This window comes from Anaeromicropila populeti (assembly GCF_900112775.1).
Taxonomy (GTDB): domain Bacteria; phylum Bacillota; class Clostridia; order Lachnospirales; family Lachnospiraceae; genus Anaeromicropila_A; species Anaeromicropila_A populeti.
The window spans coordinates 152718-174560 of the sequence record NZ_FOYZ01000011.1; the positions used below are offsets into that span (position 1 = coordinate 152718).

General features: G+C 37.2%; 21 protein-coding genes. 18 read left to right on the plus strand and 3 right to left on the minus strand.

Annotated elements, in window-relative coordinates:
• Nucleotides 1–4 precede the first annotated feature (4 nt).
• The 5 genes from BM305_RS14370 to BM305_RS14390 are packed head-to-tail and all read left to right on the plus strand — an operon-like array spanning nucleotide 5 to nucleotide 3802.
• On the plus strand, nucleotides 5–310 hold the full coding sequence (locus BM305_RS14370; RefSeq protein ID WP_092562145.1) for a (2Fe-2S)-binding protein: 306 nt from the start codon (nucleotides 5–7) through the stop codon (nucleotides 308–310).
• Between the two features lie 14 nt (nucleotides 311–324).
• Complete coding sequence (locus BM305_RS14375) at nucleotides 325–1911, plus strand: FAD-dependent oxidoreductase (RefSeq protein WP_092562148.1); 1587 nt, start codon at nucleotides 325–327, stop codon at nucleotides 1909–1911.
• Between the two features lie 21 nt (nucleotides 1912–1932).
• Nucleotides 1933–2274 carry a (2Fe-2S)-binding protein gene (locus tag BM305_RS14380; RefSeq protein WP_092562151.1) on the plus strand — a complete coding sequence of 114 codons (342 nt, stop codon included), beginning with the start codon at nucleotides 1933–1935 and terminating at the stop codon, nucleotides 2272–2274.
• Complete coding sequence (locus BM305_RS14385) at nucleotides 2267–3391, plus strand: NAD(P)/FAD-dependent oxidoreductase (protein WP_092562154.1); 1125 nt, start codon at nucleotides 2267–2269, stop codon at nucleotides 3389–3391. The genes BM305_RS14380 and BM305_RS14385 overlap by 8 nt, the downstream gene beginning before the upstream one ends.
• A gap of 12 nt (nucleotides 3392–3403) precedes the next feature.
• Nucleotides 3404–3802: a Rid family hydrolase gene (locus tag BM305_RS14390; RefSeq protein WP_092562157.1), complete on the plus strand. Its 399-nt coding sequence runs from the start codon at nucleotides 3404–3406 to the stop codon at nucleotides 3800–3802.
• Here the strand turns inward: BM305_RS14390 and BM305_RS14395 are convergent.
• On the minus strand, nucleotides 3799–4806 hold the full coding sequence (locus BM305_RS14395) for an alpha/beta hydrolase (RefSeq protein WP_092562160.1): 1008 nt from the start codon (nucleotides 4804–4806) through the stop codon (nucleotides 3799–3801). The two genes, BM305_RS14390 and BM305_RS14395, sit on opposite strands and share 4 nt — an antisense overlap.
• A gap of 81 nt (nucleotides 4807–4887) precedes the next feature.
• Here BM305_RS14395 and BM305_RS14400 point away from each other — a divergent pair, with 81 nt between their 5' ends.
• The 8 genes from BM305_RS14400 to BM305_RS14435 all read left to right on the plus strand — a co-directional run bounded on the left by BM305_RS14400 (nucleotide 4888) and on the right by BM305_RS14435 (nucleotide 13381).
• Nucleotides 4888–6180: a BaiN/RdsA family NAD(P)/FAD-dependent oxidoreductase gene (locus BM305_RS14400; RefSeq protein WP_242940554.1), complete on the plus strand. Its 1293-nt coding sequence runs from the start codon at nucleotides 4888–4890 to the stop codon at nucleotides 6178–6180.
• Nucleotides 6181–6193: 13 nt separating this feature from the next.
• Nucleotides 6194–7837 (plus strand): NAD(P)/FAD-dependent oxidoreductase, encoded by a 1644-nt coding sequence (locus tag BM305_RS14405; RefSeq protein ID WP_092562165.1) that lies wholly within the window; start codon nucleotides 6194–6196, stop codon nucleotides 7835–7837.
• Nucleotides 7838–7863: 26 nt separating this feature from the next.
• Entirely contained in the window at nucleotides 7864–8721 is an 858-nt protein-coding gene (gene proB, locus BM305_RS14410) for a glutamate 5-kinase (RefSeq protein ID WP_092562168.1), read from the plus strand.
• 16 nt (nucleotides 8722–8737) lie between these two features.
• Nucleotides 8738–8959: a DUF896 domain-containing protein gene (locus BM305_RS14415; RefSeq protein WP_092562171.1), complete on the plus strand. Its 222-nt coding sequence runs from the start codon at nucleotides 8738–8740 to the stop codon at nucleotides 8957–8959.
• A gap of 11 nt (nucleotides 8960–8970) precedes the next feature.
• Nucleotides 8971–9519 (plus strand): 5-formyltetrahydrofolate cyclo-ligase, encoded by a 549-nt coding sequence (locus BM305_RS14420; protein WP_092562174.1) that lies wholly within the window; start codon nucleotides 8971–8973, stop codon nucleotides 9517–9519.
• 12 nt (nucleotides 9520–9531) lie between these two features.
• Nucleotides 9532–10776, plus strand: a complete 1245-nt coding sequence (locus tag BM305_RS14425) for a glutamate-5-semialdehyde dehydrogenase (RefSeq protein WP_092562177.1) — start codon at nucleotides 9532–9534, stop codon at nucleotides 10774–10776.
• 57 nt (nucleotides 10777–10833) lie between these two features.
• On the plus strand, nucleotides 10834–11706 hold the full coding sequence (locus BM305_RS14430) for a M14 family zinc carboxypeptidase (protein WP_092562180.1): 873 nt from the start codon (nucleotides 10834–10836) through the stop codon (nucleotides 11704–11706).
• Nucleotides 11707–11812: 106 nt separating this feature from the next.
• A complete protein-coding gene (locus BM305_RS14435; RefSeq protein ID WP_092562183.1) occupies nucleotides 11813–13381 on the plus strand; it encodes a glycoside hydrolase family 18 protein in 1569 nt (522 codons plus the stop codon).
• An 80-nt stretch (nucleotides 13382–13461) separates the two neighbouring features.
• On the opposite strand, the gene BM305_RS14440 is transcribed toward BM305_RS14435, so the two are convergent.
• Both BM305_RS14440 and BM305_RS14445 read right to left on the minus strand, forming a co-directional pair.
• Nucleotides 13462–14916 carry a radical SAM/SPASM domain-containing protein gene (locus tag BM305_RS14440; RefSeq protein ID WP_092562186.1) on the minus strand — a complete coding sequence of 485 codons (1455 nt, stop codon included), beginning with the start codon at nucleotides 14914–14916 and terminating at the stop codon, nucleotides 13462–13464.
• 24 nt (nucleotides 14917–14940) lie between these two features.
• The gene (locus BM305_RS14445) at nucleotides 14941–15480 is read right to left on the minus strand and encodes a hypothetical protein (RefSeq protein ID WP_092562188.1); all 540 of its coding nucleotides are present in this window, start codon (nucleotides 15478–15480) and stop codon (nucleotides 14941–14943) included.
• 251 nt (nucleotides 15481–15731) lie between these two features.
• On the opposite strand from BM305_RS14445, the gene miaB reads away from it, so the two are divergent.
• From miaB to BM305_RS14470, 5 genes are all read left to right on the plus strand, one after another.
• Entirely contained in the window at nucleotides 15732–17186 is a 1455-nt protein-coding gene (gene miaB, locus BM305_RS14450) for a tRNA (N6-isopentenyl adenosine(37)-C2)-methylthiotransferase MiaB (RefSeq protein WP_092562229.1), read from the plus strand.
• Nucleotides 17183–18199 carry a S66 family peptidase gene (locus BM305_RS14455; protein WP_092562191.1) on the plus strand — a complete coding sequence of 339 codons (1017 nt, stop codon included), beginning with the start codon at nucleotides 17183–17185 and terminating at the stop codon, nucleotides 18197–18199. Before miaB ends, BM305_RS14455 begins: the two co-directional genes overlap by 4 nt.
• Before the next feature lie 159 nt (nucleotides 18200–18358).
• Complete coding sequence (locus BM305_RS14460) at nucleotides 18359–19075, plus strand: LytR/AlgR family response regulator transcription factor (RefSeq protein WP_092562194.1); 717 nt, start codon at nucleotides 18359–18361, stop codon at nucleotides 19073–19075.
• A gap of 290 nt (nucleotides 19076–19365) precedes the next feature.
• A complete protein-coding gene (locus BM305_RS14465; protein ID WP_207649496.1) occupies nucleotides 19366–20397 on the plus strand; it encodes a GHKL domain-containing protein in 1032 nt (343 codons plus the stop codon).
• Between the two features lie 634 nt (nucleotides 20398–21031).
• A partial coding sequence (locus tag BM305_RS14470; RefSeq protein ID WP_143099186.1) for a pre-toxin TG domain-containing protein occupies nucleotides 21032–21843 on the plus strand: 812 nt, incomplete at its 3' end.

A 21843-nucleotide genomic window follows, 5' to 3' on the forward strand; every position in this document is an offset into this window, starting at 1 on the left:
AATAATGCGCATTGAAGAACATCCAATTTTAGGAGTACCAGAAAAGGGGAAAAAAGTTCTATTTTATTTTGATGGAAAGCCAATGGAAGGATATGAGGGAGAACCAATTGCAGCAGCGCTGCGGGCGGCTGGAGTTTTGGTTCACAGACATACGATGAAACAGGATAAGCCAAGAGGTATTTTTTGTGCAATTGGCCGATGTACGGATTGTGTCATGGTTGTAGATGGAAAACCCAATATAAGAACCTGTGTAACCCCATTAACAGAAGGGATGAAAGTACAAACGCAGTATGGAGTATCTCCAAAATAAAAGAGGTGAAATGCATGAAAAGAATAGAATTAATTGTAATAGGAGCAGGACCAGCTGGATTGAGTGCAGCAATTGAAGCTGCAAAAACAGGGATGGAAGTTGTAGTTTTTGATGAAAATGCAAAACCTGGCGGACAATTGTTTAAGCAAATCCATAAGTTTTTTGGTTCAAAAGAACATAGAGCAAAGGTGAGAGGCTATAAGATTGGGCAGGAACTTTTGGAAGAAGCTAACAAAGCAGGTGTAAATGTTATTCTAAATGCAACGGTAATTGGGATTTTTGAGAATAAGGAAATTACAGTAATGGCAGAGGACAGAATAGTACATTATAAAGCAGATTACCTCATTGTTGCTACAGGAGCATCTGAAAATATGGTACCATTTGAAGGTTGGACATTGCCAGGTGTGATTGGTGCAGGAGCGGCACAAACCCTTATCAATCTACATGGAGTAAAACCAGGCAATAAAATACTTATGTTAGGTTCAGGGAATGTGGGACTTGTAGTAAGCTATCAGCTGTTACAGGCAGGCTGTGAAGTAGTGGCACTGGTAGATGCTGCAAAACGAGTTGGCGGATACGGAGTACATGCAGCCAAGGTTGCACGATGTGGCGTACCGTTTTATCTTTCCCATACCATTGTAAAAGCAGAGGGCGAAGAATGTGTTAATAAAGTTACAATAGCAGAAGTAGATGAGTCCTGGCATACCATTTCAGGTACAGAAAAACAGTTTGAAGTGGATACAATTTGCATGGCTGTTGGTTTATCTCCTATGTCACAGCTTTTAAAGGCTGCTGGCTGTATGATGATTGAGGATAATAAGCGGGGTGGTGTTGTTCCAAAAACAGATTCTTATGGGCAAACTTCCATAAAAGGAATATATGCATCTGGTGATGTTTCGGGAATTGAAGAAGCAAGTTCTGCTATGATAGAAGGGAGAATTTCTGGAATAGCAGCGGCAAAAGACGCGGGCTATTTGTCAGAGACATTATTTCAGGAAAAAGTTAATTCCTATCACAAAGCCATAGACTGTCTGCGTCAGGGGATGTTTGCACCAGAAAACCGTGGACGCACAGATTTAACAAGCACGGAAGAAGGAGTTTTGATATCCCAGTCTCTATTAACAAAAGGGTATGTAGATGAAACGGAAATTTATAGATATCCAGGTGTTAGAACAGGGATAAAGGGGGTACATCCAGTTATTGAATGTACACAGAATATTCCGTGTAATCCCTGTCAGGATGCCTGCCAAAGACATTGTATCAAAATAGGCAATTCGATTACATCGTTACCTGTTGTAGATGAAACAGAAATATGTAGTGGCTGTGGAATGTGTGTGGCATTTTGTTCAGGTCAGGCTATCTTTTTAGTAAACGAAGAATATGACGAAAATTATGCAACGGTAACACTTCCTTATGAATTTCTTCCTCTTCCTAAAAAGGGTGATCAGGGAAAAGCATTTGACAGAAGTGGAACAGAAGTCTGTGATGCAGAAGTAGTAGAGGTACGAAGTGCAAAAGTAATGGATCACACCAATTTAGTAACGATTAAAGTATCAAAAGATATGGCAATGAAAGCGCGTTTTTATAAAGCTATAGTTTAAATTCACAAGGGAGGAAAAAGTATGGCGAAAATAATAGACAGATCCATTTCTATTGGAGAATTCATTCCACAGCCCGATGACGATTTAATTATCTGCCGGTGTGAAGAAGTCACAAAGGGAGAAATCCGAAGAGCGGTACATGACGGAATGTATACAATGACAGAAATTAGACGATATTTGCGAACGGGAATGGGCTTATGCCAGGGACAGACTTGTTCAAAACTAGTTAAAGGAATTGTTGCAAAAGAATTGGGAGTTCCAGCAGACCAGCTAGAGGGAGGAACCTCTAGAGCTCCTGTCAGGCCAGTTGAAATGAAAATTTTGGCCAATGAATCAGAAAAGGAGGTGAGTAAGCATGAATAGTTCAGCAGAAGTTCTGATTATTGGCGGTGGTGTAATCGGGTGTGCTACAGCATATTATCTGGCTAAAAAAGGGATAGAAGTAATTGTGTTGGAAAAAAACCAGATTGGTGAAGGCGGTTCCTCCCGAAATGGTGGTGGAGTCAGGCAGTCAGGACGTGATCCACGAGAACTGCCATTAGCAATGTATGCGGTGGAACACTTATGGCCGATACTTTCAGAAGAACTGGGAATGGATGTGGAATATTATAAAAAGGGAAATCTCAGGCTGGCTAAAACACCTGCACATATAAAGATACTAGAAGGATTAACAAGCAGAGCACAGGCAGTTGGCTTAAAGGTTCAAATGATTGATGGAGAAGAGGTACGTAAAATTAATCCGCATTTGTCTGATGAAGTAATTGGTGCAAGCTGGTGTCCCACGGATGGGCATGCTAATCCCATGCTGACAACACTTGCTTATTATAAAAATGCTCGAAAAGCTGGAGCTCGTTTTATTACAGGAGAAAAAGTGCTGGAATTAAAAAAGGTGAAAGGAAGAATCAGAAAAGTCATCACAGATCATTCTGAATATGAGGCGGAGACGGTTATTTTGGCAGCAGGTTTTGAAAGCCGGAAAATCGCAAATACAATTGGTATTGACATTCCTATGCAACGTGTACTTTTAGAGGCTCTCGTTACAGAAGCACAGCCTAAAATGTTTGAGCAGATGTTAGGAACTGCCGAAGCTGATTTTTATGGACATCAGTCTACCCATGGTTCTTTTGTTTTTGGAGGTTCATCAGGAATGGATGCTTACACATCAGATTATGATCGTCCAGTTACCACATCGTTTACAGCATCTTGTATCTGTCGTGGGATTATGAAATATTTTCCAGAACTTGCAGAGGCTAAAATTGTTCGTACCTGGTCGGGATGGATTGATGAATGTGCTGACAAAGTGCCTGTTATTGATAAAGTAGAGGAAGTGCCAGGGTTAATTGTAGCCTGTGGCTTTACTGGACATGGATTTGGAATCTGTCCCGCAGTTGGTACTGTATTGTCAGAATTAGCTATGGGAGAACAACCGTCTATTGATATCAGTGGATTAAAATATGGACGATTTAAAGCTAAAATATAGGAGGAAATAGAAATGGAATTAGCACGAACAAATTATTCTTCAGGAGCACCATTAGAAGAAAAAGCAGGTTATAGCCGTATGGTAAAAACGGGACCATTTATTTTTGTAGGTGGAACTACCTCCGTGCAAGGAGATGGAAGTGTATACGGAGAAAATGATCCTTATGCCCAAACGAAATATGTTTTAGAAAAGCAGATAAAGTTAATTGAGCAGGCAGGTGCTTCGTTGGAAAATATTATAAAAGTAAAAATATATACAACGAATATGAGTTTTACAGGGGAAATCATAAAGGCATATTCCGAATTATTACATGATATCCGTCCACTTTGCACAGTAATTGGAATTAGTGCCCTAAACCGGCCAGCTCAATTGGTTGAGATTGAACTAGATGCTGTTCTCTTTGCATGCTAAGCATCCGCTTCTATAAATTCAAAAATTGCATTAAGGTAGGCACATAAAAAGTCACTGGTGGATTTGTATAATTCATGTTTGGTATCTTGGGTATTAATAATAGTAACATTTTTAGCCCGTTTCGCAAATTGATAGTATCCTTCAGGATGTACGAAGCTGTCGGCTGCTGCCTTAAAAAGTAAAACAGGAATTTGAATTTTATCAGCATTTTTCTTCAGTTCTTCTGTAGCCTTGTATGCTTCACTTAACCAGTTAAAAGAACTTCCATTTGTTTTTAAAAAATCATTTGCAAGTATTTTGTCAAAATAATACTGGTATCTGACTTCCGAGGTTACAGGAGCATTATGATATTCGTATTCGCCGTTAAATGGTTTATGTGTATATACATAAGAAGCACCCTTTCCTGTCCAGGTATGGAAATCAGCTAAAAAGCGGGCAATCCATTTGGGAAATTTTCCTGAATTGATTTCCATCATAGGAGAGGAAAGAATTGCTTTTTGGAAATAATCGGGATGCTTCTCCAAGAAAAGAGCACCAATTGCACCTCCCATAGAATGAGCATATAGAATAAGTTTTTTGTCAGCCATGTCCTTTTTTACAACAGAATCAAGAAAGCATTTAAAATCTGCCACAAACTGATCAAAGGATGTGATATGAACAAGGGAAATATCCTTAACTAGCCGTTCAGAACGACCATGTCCTCTATGATCCAGGCCGTATACCTGGTAGCCGGCACTTGTAAAATAATAAATCATTTCTTTATATTTCAAAACAGACTCTATAAAACCATGGGAAATTACAATGGTACCAGCTGGATTAGGAACAGAGTACGATTCATAATAAAGCTTTGCACTATCATCTGCAACAAAATAGCCGCTTTTTTTACATTTTTCTAATTCGGGTTCTACCACATGTAACATGGTATTCATATAATTTTCTTCTGGAATGCAGGTAATAGCGCCCTTCTTATTTAAGTCCAGCTGTTTCAGTTCAGGTGTTCTCATTTCATCAGTTCCTTTCCGTTTCTTCTACTTTAAATTGTACATATTTTTATGAAGTATGCAAGAAGTTTATTTTAATACCACTTGCAATATAAGACAGTTATTAGTAAAATAGTTTCAAAACAAGTGATAGAAACAGAATGGAAGAAGTTCATGGATGCAGAGATTATAATAATAGGCGGTGGGGCATCGGGTTTGATGGCTGCCATTGCCGCTGGAAGAAAAGGAAAAAAAGTAATACTGATAGAACAAAAGGATCGGATTGGCAAAAAAATTTTAGCAACTGGAAATGGAAAGTGCAATTTTTCCAATACTTATCAAGATAGCCGGTGCTACCGAAGTGACAATAGTTCCTTTCCAATAAAAGTACTGGAAAGGTTTGGGGTAGACGAAACGGTATCATGGTTTGAAAATTTAGGGATTCTGGTAAAAGAAAGGAATGGATATTTATATCCTAATTCCTTACAGGCTTCTTCTATATTAGATGTTTTACGACTGGAGACTGCACGTTTAGGAATAAAGGTGTATTGTGAGGAAAGAGTGACTAAGATAAAGGAATACAATCAGGGATTCCGCGTTTTTTTGAGAAGGAGAGAGATTACAGGTAAGAAAATAATTCTGGCTGCGGGAGGCAAAGCTTCACCCCAGCATGGCTCTGATGGAAGCGGATATTTACTGGCAGAAAGCTTAGGACACCATATTATTCCAACCGTTCCAGCGCTGACAGGACTAAAGGTAAAAGAAGGCTTTTGTGGAAAAATGGCAGGTGTCCGGACAGAAGCAGCTGTCAGCTTGTTTATTGAGGACAAATTAGTCAGTAAGGATATAGGAGAGCTTCAATTAACGGGTTATGGAATTTCTGGAATCCCAGTTTTTCAGGTAAGCCGTTATGCTGGGAAAGGACTGCTTGAAAAAAAGAAGGTCACTGCCCAGATTGATTTTTTCCCAGACAGAAAAGAAGAAGATATATGGAGAAAGCTGCAACAAAATATAAAAGCTCATCCAGATGATTTTGCTGAGGACATGCTGACCGGGATAATGAATAAGAAAATTTATTTAGTACTTATGAAGGAAGCAGGAATAAAAGCCAATGCTGTGGTAAAATCGGTTCCAACAGATAAATGGAGAAAGCTGTCTGCTTACATGAAAGGGCTGTCCCTTCATATTATAGATTCCAATGGCTTTGAAACGGCACAGGTGACAGCAGGCGGTGTAGATACCAGAGAAATCAATGAACGGACGATGGAATCAAAATTAAAGAAGAATTTATATATGATCGGCGAACTGCTGGATGTAGATGGAATTTGCGGCGGCTACAATTTACAATGGGCATGGTCCACCGGCTTTATTGCGGGAAATCATGCAGGTACTGATTAGAAAGAGGTAACAGATGCTTAAGATTACACAATTAAAAATAGATGTGAAAAAGCTTCCATGGACAAAAGCAGGTGAGAATGGTTTTTGCGATCAGTCAAAGGAAATGAATCTGCTGAAACGAGAAATTGTTAAGATGTTAAGGGTACCAGATGAGGCATTAAAGAAAATCCAAATTTTGAAAAAATCAATTGATGCCAGAAAAAAGGATGACATTAAATATATTTATGCCGTTTCTGTTGAAGTATCACAAGAAGAGGCTGTATTGAAAAAATTAAAAAACCCTAATGTAGTTCCTTATGCTGTAGAGCCATACTCCTTTACTCCTTGTGGAGCAAAAAAACTTGCTCATCCACCTATTATAGTTGGCTCAGGTCCTGCTGGCTTGTTTTGTGGGTTACAGCTTGCCCAGGCGGGATTTCAGCCTATTGTCCTGGAGAGAGGCTATGACGTAGACAAAAGAGTAAAGGCTGTGGAAGATTACTGGAAGACAGGAAAGCTTGACTCAAATTGTAACGTACAGTATGGTGAAGGTGGTGCAGGTACTTTTTCTGACGGAAAGTTAAATACAGCAATAAAAGATCCATCAGGTAAGATTCGTAAGGTTTTACAGACGTTTGTTGAATATGGAGCACCTGAGGAAATTGCTTATTGGAATAAACCCCATATTGGAACAGACCAGCTTAGACAGGTGGTTAAGAATATGAGAAATCAGATTCATAGCCTGGGTGGAAAAGTTTGTTTTAACAGTAAGATGACAGATATTATAATTGAAAATGGCAAAGTGGCAGGTGTTGTAGTAAATGAGAAGGAGAAAATCCCATGTGAAGTTCTTGTTCTTGCTCTTGGGCATAGTGCAAGAGACACATTTCAGACACTGCTTCACAACAAGCTGGAAATTACCCCAAAAGCATTTGCTATTGGCCTGCGGGCAGAACATCCACAAGACATGATCAGCAGGGCGCAGTATGGAGAAAGCTATAAAATTCTTCCACCAGCAGATTATAAGCTGACCCATCAGGCAGCTAATGGAAGAGGAGTGTATTCTTTTTGTATGTGTCCAGGCGGATTTGTTGTAAATTCTTCTTCAGAGGAACAGGCCTTAGTAGTAAATGGAATGAGTAATTACCAAAGGGATGAAACAAATGCCAACAGTGCATTGATTGTTACAGTTACACCAGAGGATTTTACTGATATAAAAACACCTAATTCCGTTCTGGCGGGTGTAGAATTTCAGAGAAAGTGGGAAAAGCTAGCATACGAGCTATGTGGTGGGAAAGTGCCAGTACAGCTGCTAAAGGATTTTCGTGAGAATAGAAAAAGTGATAAAATTGGTGGTATTACACCTAATATAAAAGGAGAATATTCCTTTGGGAATCTGCGTGATTGTCTGCCAGAATATATTTCACAGGCTATTCTGGAAGGCATCGAGGCATTTGACAAAAAAATAAAAGGGTATTATGATGAAGATGTGGTGCTTAGCGGAGTTGAGACCCGTACGTCATCTCCTATCCGCATTGTGCGGAATGACCATTTAGAGAGTAATATAACAGGAATTTATCCGTGCGGAGAAGGAGCAGGCTATGCCGGGGGGATTACATCAGCTGCTATTGATGGAATAAAGGTATATGAAGCAATTGCAAATCAGTATTGTATTTAAATAAAGGGGTCAATGGAGGAAATAATATGGATAGAGCTTACTTAAAGGATAAGAAGAGAGTAGTAGTGAAAATTGGTTCATCTACTATTACTCATGCAAGTACGGGGAATTTAAATCTGCTAAAAATGGAAAAGCTGGTTCGTGTTTTGATTGATTTGCGAAATCAGGGGAAAGAAGTGGTGTTAGTATCTTCAGGTGCAATTGCAGTAGGAAGGACAGCCATGGGATTAAAGGAAAAGCCACGACAGACAGCTTTAAAGCAGGCATGTGCAGCAGTTGGGCAGGCAAAGCTAATGATGGTGTATCAAAAATTATTTGCAGAATATAACCAGGTTCCAGCACAGATTTTGATGACAAAATATACAATGATCAACGATGTTAGCAGGGATAATGCACAAAATACATTTCGTGAATTGTTAAATATGGGAGTAATTCCTATTGTGAATGAAAATGATACAGTATCTACAGATGAATTAGAATTTGGTGACTTTGGTGATAATGATACTCTGTCAGCAATTGTTGCAGCTTTAATTAATGCGGATATGCTGATATTGATGTCGGATATTGACGGACTTTATTCAGATGATCCCCATAATAATCCAGACGCTGTTTATATCGATTATGTGGAAACAATAACAGAGGAACTGGAAGAAATGGGAAAGGGTGCTGTTACCTCAGTAGGAACTGGCGGCATGGCAACCAAAATTGCAGCAGCAAAAATAGCAACCGATTCTGGTGCAGATATGGTAATTGCAAATGGAGAAGATATTAATATAATTAGTTCTATTATGGAAGGGCAAAAAATTGGTACTCTATTTAAGGCACATAAGGATGATAATTTTAAGTTAATGGACTATTTACAGACGAAGCAGTATAAAAAATAAGGAATGAGGAGTAATTATGAACGAGCAGGATATTCATAGAATCAATGAATTGTATCATAAATCACAGAACGAAGGTTTGACACCAGAGGAGAAAATAGAACAGGCACAGCTTAGAAATGCTTATATTCAGGCAATCAGACAGAATATGAGAGGAACCTTGAACAATGTTTCGGTTATGAATCCTGACGGAACAGTAACAGATCTTGCAGATGTGAGTAAGAAAAATCAGAAGTCGTGAGGAATAGATTTATGACGAAAGAAGAAGCAAGAAGGCTGGTCAGAAAAGAGAAGAAGCAGGTTTCTCAGGAAGAAATACAGCAGGGCAGCAAAAGGATTATAGAAAAACTGATGAGTCATAAAGGCTTTTCAGAACTTGAAGCGGTTTATTGCTATGTTTCTTATAATCAGGAAGTGGAGACAAAGGATTTTTTATACACTTGTCTGAAACTAGGGAAGCGTGTATATGTTCCTAAAATAATCAACGGCAATATGGAATTTTGTCATTTAAGAGCAATGGAAGATTTGAAAACAGGATATCAAGGTATTTTCGAGCCAGCAGATACCATTATTTCAAAAGAAACCGAAGTATTTATGGTTTTACCAGGCCTTGCATTTGACACAAGCTATAACCGGGTTGGCTATGGGGGAGGATTTTATGATCGCTTTTTGCAGACCCACGTTTTCAAAGAACTTGTAAAAGTTGCAGTAGCATTTGACTTTCAGATTTTTGAAAAAGTAGAAGCGGATGCTTACGATGAAAAAGTTGATCAAATTATAACACCAACTAAAATGATATAGGAGGATGATTAAATGAATTATTTAATAGAAATTGGTGAAAAGGCTCGTACTGCTGCCACTGCATTAAATAAAATGGGGCAGTCCGATAAAAACAAAGCACTAATGAAAATTGCAGAGATTTTAAAGGAAAATGCAGCAGAGATTTTAAAAGAAAATGAGATTGATATTAAGGCGGCAGAAGAAAACAATGTAAAGGCTTCATTAATTGACCGTTTACGACTGACCAAGGAAAGAATAACAGATATGGCTGATGGCCTGATTCAGATTGCTGGATTAAAGGATCCTGTTGGAGAAGTGGTTTCTATGGAAACCAGACCAAATGGATTACAGATTGGACAAAAAAGAGTTCCACTTGGGGTTATTGGCATTATATATGAATCCCGGCCAAATGTAACGGTGGATGCATTTGGGTTGTGCTTTAAAACAGGAAATGCCGTAATTTTGCGTGGAGGAAGTGACGCAATTTATTCCAATAAAATGATTGTAAAATATATACGAGAAGCATTAGCAGCAGTTTCTGTTCCAGAGGATGCGGTTCAGCTTTTAGAAGATACAAGTCGTGAAACAGCACGGGAATTCATGCGGTTAAATCAATATGTTGATGTTCTTATTCCAAGAGGTGGAGCGGGATTGATTCAGACAGTTGTACAGAACAGCACCATACCAGTAATTGAAACTGGAACAGGAAATTGTCATGTTTTTGTAGATGAAAGTGCAGACTTCCAGATGGCACTGAATATTATTGATAATGCAAAAACACAGCGTATGGGTGTTTGCAATGCCTGTGAATCTCTTGTGATACATTCAAAAATTGCTGAAGACTTCATTCCTTTACTTGCGAAAAGGCTTTTTGCAAAAAATGTAGAAATTCGTTCGGATGAAGTGGGAAAATCCATTTGCAGCGACTTTGTAAGTGCTTCTGAAGAAGACTGGGGAACTGAGTACTTAGATGCTATTTTATCTTTAAAGGTAGTTGATTCAATACAAGAAGCCATTGCACATATTAACAGATATAATACAAAACATTCTGAAACTATTGTAACAAAGGATTATGACAATTCACTGAAGTTTCTCAATGAAATTGATGCGGCAGCTGTTTATGTAAATGCATCTACCAGGTTTACAGATGGATTTGAATTTGGTTTTGGAGCCGAAATCGGAATCAGCACCCAGAAGCTTCATGCAAGAGGTCCAATGGGACTGCTGGCGTTAACTACAACAAAATATATTATTTTTGGAAATGGTCAGATTCGGTAATATTTTATATGAAAAGCATCATACAATTTAGAAATAGAAGGGTATGGTGCTTTTTTTATGGATAATGTAAATTGGGAGCAAATCTTTTTTTATAATGATATCATGGCATACGCCCAATATCTGTCCGTTCATTATTCGGATTATATAAAAATTGATATTGTGGGTAGAAGTCTAGATGGCAGACCGATTATTCTTTTACTGGTAGGACTTGGTGAAGATTCTGTTTTTCTAACAGGAGGTGTGCATGGGAGAGAGTCCTTGAATCCAATGGTACTGCTTAGCATGATGGAATACTATTGTGAGGAAAAGAAAAAAGAACTGGAAAAAATCCGTTTTGTAGTAGTGCCTGTGCTTAATCCGGATGGATACAGCATTGCCCTTCAGGGCTTTGACATCATTGAAAATAGGAAACTCCGTTCTATTATAGAGGCAAAAGGAATTCCGTATTATTTATGGAAATATAATGGAAGGGGAATCGACATTAATCGAAATTTTCCATGCTCATTATGGAGAAAAAAAGATGCGTTGGATATTGCTGCCAGTGAGCCAGAAACTAAGCTTCTAATATCTCTTTTTCAAGAAATTCGGTCCATTGGTTATCTTGATTATCATTCCCGAGGAAAACAAATTTATTATTATCGAAACAGCATGCCAGCAGAATATAATGTACAACAGCTGGAGCTTGCAATGATAATAAAAGATATGACGGGGTACGTCCTAGTTCCTAAAAAGGATGAAATTGATGTGGGAGACTCTGGTGGAAATACAGTACACTATTATGCTGAATTTATATGTAATCCAGCATTTACTATTGAAACTGTGGATGACTGCGCATTTTTCCCATTAAGTGCCCTGTATCAGAGAGAGATTTTTAAGGAGATAAAGATGACTCCATTTGTTTTTCTTCATAGTGCCAGTCACTATCAATGATTCCGCTTATAGTAAGCATATACCAGATTATCCCTCTTTACATGGTGTGATTTTATTGTTAACATAGTATTACAATACTACATTATGATTTATAAGGAGAGGGATAATGACAAAAAAACAGATGCTTTTTGGAAAAAAGAGATTGGTCGCTATTTTCTTTGTTTTGTGTATGCTTTTTACTAATATATTGTCTGCTGATGTTTTTGCAGGAAGAGTGAAGGCTCCTACCGCTCCAACCAATTTGAAAGCGGTATCTGTCAGCAGTACATCTGTTTCATTGACTTGGGGGATTTCCTATTCAAAAACAACGATTAGTACTTATCAGATTTATCAAGATGGTAAAGTAATTGGATCTACCAGTACTAATAGTTATACAGTTTCTAACTTAAAGGCATCTACAACATACCAGTATTATGTTAGGGCAAAGGATAAATTAGGTACACTTTCCAGGGCAAGTAACACGATATCAGTAACCACATCAGGGGCAGCACCAACGGCGACACCAACTGCAATGCCGACGCCGACACCAACTGCAACACCAACGCCGACAGCGACGCCAACACCGACACCAACTGCAACACCAACAGCGACGCCAGCACCAACGCCAACAGCGTCAGCAAAAACCACTAAGATGGTGGGATATTATGCAGCTTGGAGTGCATATTCAAAGTATACACCAGATAAGATTGATGTAAGTAAGCTGACACATATTAACTATGCATTTGCAAATATCTCCAGTGATTTAAAAATCACCTTAGGTTATCCAGATATTGATTTAACCAATATTAGTAAACTCAATGCATTGAAAGAAAGTAATCCTCAGCTAAAAACTTTAATTTCAGTGGGAGGCTGGTCTTGGTCTGGAAGATTTTCAGATGTTGCATTAACGGACGCGTCAAGAACAACATTCGCAGATAGCTGTGTGGCGTTTATTGTTCAGCATGGATTTGACGGAGTTGATATTGACTGGGAATATCCAGTAGGAGGCGGATTATCTACTAATGTAAACAGACCAGAGGACAAAACGAATTTCACATTATTAATGATGAAAATACGTGAAAAGCTGGATGCCAGAGAATTGGTTGATGGAAAAGAATATCTGTTAACGTTGGCAGGTTCCAGTACAACTGGATATTTAAATAATGTGGAAGCCAGTAAGCTAAATCAGATTGTAGATTATGCCAATGTAATGACTTACGACATTCATGGTTTATGGGACAGGTATACAGATTTCAATTCACCACTTTATAACAATGGTGATGTAACACAACAATACAAATGGAGTGTGGATGCTAGTATAAATGCCTGGATAAACGCAGGGTTTTCAGCTAATAAAATCGTAATGGGAGTTCCTTTTTACGGATACGTATATGATGCAGCAGGAACTAATAATAATGGTTTATATCAAACTTATTCGGGTGGACGTTCCATGAGTTATGCCAATATTGTTTCTAACTATTTAAGCAACTCACAATTTATCCGTTACTTTCATGCAGAGTCTAAAGTGCCATGGTTATTTAACGGTTCTACCTTCGTCAGCTACGAAGATGAAGAATCCATGGGTTGGAAAGCACAATATGTGAATACTAAAAACCTGGGAGGAGCGATGGTTTGGGAACTAAGTCAAGATCCAAACGGAGTCTTGTTAACTGCATTATATAATGGAATAGAATAATATTGAAATAGAGTAGAAAAAGGCTTTCTTTAGTATGCACAGCAAAAAACGCTGCACATAAAAGGAAAGCCTTTTTATTCTTATTGTAAAGTGGCTGCAATCTGAGAGGTTTGCATCTCTTTTTGAACGATTTTCAGGTCAGACAAAACATCTTCATCGGAATAGTTCGATAATTGTGCTGCTTTTTCTAAACATGTAATACCTTCCATACTTTTCCCTTGCTTATGCAATGAAATTCCCAAACCTTTCCAGGCATAAACATCATTGGGCTGGATAGAAAGTGCCATACGATTGGACTGTTCACTTAATTCATAATTGGAACACATATATTCCACATATCCCTTTAATTTTAGTCCGTCTAGATGATTAGGAGTCAGCTGTAACAATCTGTCCAGAGTGTAAGCTGTTTCCTGATATGCTTTTAAGGCAAAATAATTATCTGCTTTCTCCCAGAGCAAATCAACATTATCTAGAGCAGAAAGCGTAGTTCGCAGACTTTTTAAATGTAAATGATAGGAGCAATAATCATTCTCAGCATATATACTTTTGTGAATCGTCAGGCGGGTATTGGGACAGCCGCCCAGACATTTATTACCATATATGCATTTGCCACATTCATTACTAAGGTCTTTTTTAGTTAGATTTCTACGCCACAAAAATTTCGTTTCATCCTCCCAGATAGTGCGGAGCGGCCGTTCTCTGATATTTCCTTCTACAAATTCTTTTGCACGAATAGAGGTACAACCAAGGATGTCACCATTATGAAGAATGCCAAAACTCCGAATTCCCGCATTGCAGCCATCCCATAGAGGAAGTTCTGGATTACGGAAAGAAATTTGCCTTGCTTTTAATTCTTTCCGATTATAGTAGCCAATGCAATCCGCAGGGAAAATCTTAATTCTATTCTCTATGGCAGTCTGATAACAGAACTCAATAATATCGTCAACCTGAGCTGGTTCAATCAGCCATTCAGGGCGTTCTGAAAAATTGCCCATAGGAAGACCTATCTGTAACTGCCAGGAATCCAGTCCCATTCGAATTAGTTCTTCCTTTAAGACAGGCAGATTTGCTATATTCTGTTTAGAGATAGTTGTAACGGCTCCCGCAGTAATACCTGCCTGCTTTAATAATTGAAAGGATTTTTCCGCATGTTCATAAGAAGCTTCTCTTCGAATGCTATTATGTATTTCACGAGTTCCATCTATACTAATGGCAACGGTTTTAATTCCAGCTGCTTTTAAATTGTGAACCATTTCTTCGTTCATAAGCCAGCCATTTGTTATGATATTTACAGTTATGCCATGGCTGGACAGACGTTCAACCAGTTGAACCACATCCTTTCTTGTAAGAGGTTCTCCGCCAGAAAGGGTTATCCACTTTAACCCTATGTCAGCACATTGATCAATAAAGGAAAATGCTTCTTCTGTAGTAAGTTCGTCTGGTAATGGTTCTGCACAGGAAGAACCGCAGTGCTTACATCTCATATTACAGCCCATGGTAATTTCCCATACACAAGTTAAAGGTTGAAATTTCATTTTATAATCTCCAGTTTCAATGGTTTATTGTTCTGTAGGATATCCATATTTTAATACAGGATAACCATATTTTACGATAGGTGCTGGATAACCATATGCTAGTATAGTATTGGAGTCTTTATTATCACAGACAGGGTAACCATATTTTAAGTTGCAGGTATCCATTGTTCCTTGGTAAACGTATTCGCAGTTGGCATTCATATTATAGGATGCAGAGTTATCGCTGTATTGTACAAATTCTTTCGCTTCTTCTAAAGAATTATTTACAGCCTCCGCAGGAGTTACCGTGACAAGAACTTTAACTGTGTTTGCACAATTCAATGGATTGGATAAATTCAATAACTCAAAAATAATTTCCAGATTTTCACCAGCTTCTTTTGCTAAGAAAACAAAAATTTGATCAATAGGAGCAATACCTGGCTTTGTAGCAATATCATATTTGTCTGCCAGTACAACACCCTTTGGCAGGGAACTTAAACACCATCCATAGTTTGAAGAGCTAACCATAGACTGTAAGGTTACAACAAAATGTTTCCCTACATTAGCTTGAATTTGTTCACTCATTTTTTTACCTCCATTTTGGTTTTATATTACAAATTTAGTATAAGATAAAATGAGAATAGATTCAATATTTAAGTTGAAAATTTACTAATAAATGTAATTAGTGGATAGATGATTAAAAATATTATAGGAATATGATATTAAACTGGTATGAAATAAATCCATATTGCCATATGTACATAAACATAGTATGATTATTAGGTTGAACTATAACAATATTATGTTAATGGAACAGGAGAATGATTGTGCAGGAAATGAATTTAGAACATATTGATATTAGTGGTAAGCCACCAATAGAAGAAATAGAAAAGCAATACTATTATATGGCGATATTAAAAAAATGGGTGGAGAAAAAAAGTAAAGAACTAGGACGTCCACTTACTTGCTGTACCGTAACCTTCGGTTGTCAAATGAATGCTCGTGACTCTGAAAAAATTGTAGGAATTTTTGAAAAAATCGGTTATCAGATGGTAGAGGATGAACATGCCGATTTTGTTATTTTTAATACATGCACAGTGCGGGAAAATGCTAATTTAAAAGTGTATGGCAGACTTGGATACCTGAAAAAGCTGAAGGAACAAAATCCGCATATGATGATTGCCCTTTGTGGATGTATGATGCAGGAAGATGCAGTGGTGGAAAAAATCAGACAGAGTTATCGCTTTGTTGATATTATTTTTGGAACACATAATATATTTAAGTTGGCAGAACTAATTCATACCCGCTTAGAATCGAAAAGTATGATTATTGATATCTGGAAAGATGCTGTGGAAATTGTAGAAGATCTTCCAAGTGAAAGGAAATATTCGTTTAAGGCTGGCGTCAATATTATGTTTGGCTGTAATAATTTCTGTACTTATTGTATTGTGCCATATGTAAGGGGAAGGGAACGAAGCCGGAATCCAAAAGATATTATAAGGGAAATAGAAGCACTGACAGCCGACGGTGTTGTAGAGATTATGCTTCTTGGACAAAATGTAAATTCATATGGTAAAAACCTGGAGGTACCAATGACCTTTGCCCAGCTGCTTGAGGAGATTGAAAAAGTTGACGGGCTGGAGCGGATTCGTTTTATGACTCCTCACCCAAAGGATTTATCAGATGAATTAATTGAAGTGATGAGTAAATCGAAGAAAATATGTAATCATTTACATCTGCCCGTTCAGTCTGGAAGCAGCCGTATCTTAAAAATGATGAATAGGCATTATACAAAGGAACAGTACCTGGAGCTGGTAGATAAAATAAAGGAGAAGGTTCCTAATATTTCTCTTACAACTGACATTATTGTTGGCTTTCCAGGTGAAACCGAAGAGGATTTTCTGGAGACTATGGATGTGGTAAAAAAAGTCCGTTATGATAGCGCATATACCTTTATTTACTCAAAGAGAACAGGTACACCAGCTGCACAGATGGAGGAACAGGTTGGAGAAGATGTGATTAAAAATCGCTTTGACCGCCTGTTGAAAGAAATTCAGTCTATTTCAGCGGAATTAGTAGGACGAGATGCTGGAACAATACAAAAAGTACTTGTGGAAGAGGTGAATAGTCAAAATCATGCACTGATGACAGGAAGATTATCCAATAACATTTTAGTACATTTTGAAGGAAATAAAGATTTAATTGGTAGAATTGCAGAGGTAAAATTAACGGAGTGTAAAGGGTTTTACTATATGGGAAAATTAGTAGAAGGAAGTGATAGTACGATATGATTTATCCAGAATTTTTAAGTCAAGGAGATACAATCGGTGTAACAGCACCATCTGATGGGAATAAAGAAGGTATGGATTACACAAGAGTTGATTATGCAACAGAGCATCTTATCAGAGAAGGCTTTTGTGTCCAAGAAACCAGTAATGTCCGAACTAGTCAGGCAGGGAGAAGCAGCAGCGGGAAAATAAGAGCAGAGCAATTACACAGTCTTTGGAAAAAAGAAGCCGTAAAGGCTATTATATCTGCCAAGGGTGGAGATTTTTTGATGGAAATGCTGCCATATTTGGATTATGAAAAATTGAGTAAAACTCCAAAGTGGTTTCAGGGGTATTCAGATAATACTGGATTGTGCTTTACCATTACAACAATATGTGATATTGCCACGATTTACGGTAATAATTTCAATGACTTTGCAATGGAGCCATGGCATGAAGCAGTATCGAATAATGTGAATTTATTACGGGGGAATATTGGAGTCCAGAAAAGTTTTTTACAATATGAAGATGGCTGGTACGATAAGGTAACAGGAAAAGAAGGCTATGTTTTAGAGAAAGATGTGACCTGGAAGAGTCTGCATCAGGAATCACCAATTCATATTAAGGGAAGGCTTCTGGGAGGCTGCCTGGATGTGCTTTTAAATCTAGTGGGAACCAAATATGACAGGGTGAAGGAATTTATGAATAGATACAAAGAAGATGGGATTCTCTGGTATTTAGAAAGCTATGATTTAAGTGGTGAGTATCTCCAAAGGGGATTATGGCAGCTAAAAGAGGCGGGATGGTTTGATACAGCAAGAGGATTTGTCTTTGGAAGACCATGTATGTATCGTTCGGATTATGGAACCACATACGAGGAGGCAGTGATGGCTGGTTTAGGGGAGTTGTCTCTTCCTGTTATTTTAGATGCAGATATTGGACATAAGGCTCCACAATTTACTATCATTAACGGTGCGATAGGAAGCTTTCAATATGCAGATGGAAAAGGCAGCTTAATACTTGATTTACATTGTTAAATAATATAGTAAAGTGATATTACATTTTGTGTAATTTATAATATCACTTTACATATTTTATAATATTTTAAGAAAAAACACGATTTTTTTAGTAAATATATTGCATTATAAAGAAAACGTTGTTATAATGGAAAATAATTACATGAAGGAGTCGGTTTTATGATTAGGTTAGCTATTTGTGAAGACGAAAAGATAATTCGCGATTCTTTAAAGGAAACCATCAAAGAATATGCGCAAAAAAATCATTTAGATTTCTATATTCATACCTATGCCAACGGGAAGCAGCTGGTGGAAAGTACTGGGGGCTATGACCTTATTTTAATGGACATAGATTTGAATGAAGAAAACGGAATTGAAGTTGGACGGAAAATCAGAAGTTACGATAAAAATGTGAAAATAATTTATGTCACAGGATATTCAGAATATATGAATTCTGCTTTTTCTGTACATGCCTTTGGTTATATTTTAAAGCCTGCTACTGCAAATAAAATACATGAAATTTTAGATGAGGCAATTCGGTATATGGGGGATAAGAAAGAGGTTAGGTGTGTTAAGTTTTTACTGAAAAATGGGTTTAAGGTTTTTCAGACAGATGAGATATTATATTTTGAATATTATAATCGCTGCGTGAAAGTATACTGTAAAAATCAAATAATGTATGAAATTCCAGGTGAAAAAATATCAAATGTTGCAGCTAAAATGAATCCCCATCATTTTGAAGTACCCCACAGGAGCTTTGTTGTGAACTTATTTTATGTGGACTATGTGAAAGGATATACCATTTATCTGAAAACAGGAGAAGCCATTCCTTTGTCTCAAAATTATTCCAGACAGTTCAGACAAAAAATGAATGAATTCTTAAAAATGCAATTATAGAAGGGCATGAGATACTTATGTTATTTGAGATGGAGACATTATTTAATATTCTTTTTTATGGAATAGAAACCTACCTTTTTTTTCATTTCATTCATCTAATGAATTGCAAAAAATATGCAAACTGGTATTTTTCATATTTTATTCCTTATATATTCATTGTAGGCGTATTATCGGCGGTCAGCCTGTTTAGAATGCCTTTGCTTAACTTTGCTTTCTTTCTCTTACTTGAGAATGGGTTTTGTCTGATCTTCTTTACAAATAGAAGAAAGTGGTATCTTCTTTATGGGATAATGTTTTGTGTCATTAGTGAATTTACACAATATCTGGCTGATTTGTCTGTCATGTTGATAAGTGAAGCAGGTATCATTAATATGAAAGTTAATATGTCAAAGATTCATCTGCTATCTGCAATACTTGGCTCCCTGCTGAAAATTTTGGCATACTACTTGTTTCTGCGGCGTTCTGTCTACAAAAAGTTGAAAACTGCTACAGCTTTGCAGATAGGCGGCTACATTATGATATCTTCTGTCAGTTTGATTATTATACATACAATGATTGTTTTGGTTAATAAGGAAAGAAATACAATGGATTACATAATGATTATTACCACATTAATAGGAGTTGTAATACTGAATGTGTATTTTATAGTTTATATCCAATACATATATACTGCTAATTCCCTAAAAAACAAACTGGAGTTGTCAGAACAGAGAATCACGATTTCTTATGAGTATTATAAAGAGGTGGAAGATAAATATATAAGTTTGCAGAAGATTATACACGATATGAAGAATCATATTCAGATTTTAGAGAATATATATGCAGAAGGAGCAACGGCCTCAACCAGAAAGTATAGGGAGGATATTTGTGGCTTTCTGGAGTTGTTTGGTCCAAAGTGTTATACAAGTAATATCATTTTAAATATCATTATTAATCATAAAGTGCTGCTGGCCTTAAAAGACAACATTAAATTATTATGTGAAATTGATGCAGTAGACTTACAATTTATATCTGAATTTGATATGACAACAATTTTTTGTAATTTACTTGATAATGCCATTGCCGAATGTAAACTGCTTCGGACCGACCGGGAAATTTATTTTAAAATAAGACAATTTAATAGTTTCATTATTATAAATATAGTGAATAAAATGAGTAAATCAATTCATACCTGGGAGGAACAGATTGCCTTTCGAAGGAGATTGGAAATGGGAACCGGTTTATCCAATGTAAAAGCTGCTGTCGAAAATTATAATGGAGATATGAGGATGTACTTTGAAAAAGATTTATTTGAAGTGAATATTAGTATTTGCAGTCGATGAGATATTTGTAATAAACTGTATCTTATGCAAAAAAACTGTATGTTATGCAAAAGGTATTGCGAAACCTTTTATTTAGAAATATAATGTAATTACCTTAAGAAGGTATCTATCACAAAAACATGTTGACAGCAGTGTGCGGTGGAATACATATTTTAATACAGATAATCACCAGCTATTGTTATGTAATGTGCTATGAGGGTGGGACACTTACGATATTCCTTTCTATTTTTTTAATGCTCCTGACATCCGACTGCTAAATAGAAGGGAATGCAATTGCTGCTTGATTATCTTAGTATAAAATAATACGGAAACAATTGTTTAAGAGATAAGAATAAACTGGGGTTGAAGGTTTTGCTTGTCTGCATGTTTACAACATAATAGGGGTCAGTTGTAAAAAGTGAGGAAAACAGTTGCAAAAAGTGTATGCTTATTGCAACTGTTTTTTTGCGACAAAAATTCCACTGTATAGTAAAAAGTGACACTAAAGTTTACTCAAAAAAACAATATGTATAGGTTATGATACATATATAGATATTGCTTGGCAAATGGCATTGTAGAAATTATACTGTGGAATTATGAGGAATGCTACTATTTATAGAAGTAAAAAGTAAAAAAGAATTAAGGAGGAAACGATTTGCCAAAAATATTGTCCAGTGTACAGAAAACAACTATGACACCTAAGATAAATTCTGCAAAAACATCTGCCAATAAGAAAAGTAATCAGCCAAAGTCGTCCGCAAAAGGAAGCAGTTCAACAAGTACCGCAAAAAACAGTAGTACAAAGTCAGCCACTAGTTCCATTCAAAATGCTTTGAAATCAAGTATAGCTGCTACTGTAAAGATTTCTAAGCAGACTACAGCAACGACCAGTACTAAAATGATTTATACCGCGTCTGGGACTCCAAGCCCATATGCTCAGGGAAGTACCAGTAGTTCTAGCTATAACAGACCAAAGGAAAGTTATCCACAACAACCGAAATCAACTACTTCTACAAGCAAGAAAACTACTACTTCCCAGACATCAGTGATTCCCAAACAACAGACTGCACCAGTTCCTAAGCCACAGCCTATACCAATTCCCAAGCCACAGCCTAAGCCAGTGCCTGTTGCAAAAACGAGCCAAAAACCAAAAACCATACGAATTTACAAACCTGGTAACAGCCGGGAATTTCCTACTTCCTATTATACTACTACAGCACCAGAAGAACCTAATAAAGTAGCAAAGGAAATAGCCTCTGTTGGGGTGAGTTTTATTCCAGGTGCAGGTGATGTCAAAGATGGAGTAGAGGCTATAACAGGAAGGGATTACATAACAAACAGAAAACTGTCGGTGCCAGAACGCATTGCTTCAGGAGCTGCCCTATTGATACCGGTTGTATCAGGAGCTGCCATTTCAAAAGGGGTAAAGGGTGGAAAAGTTGCTGTGGAAAATGCACCCAAAGTCGC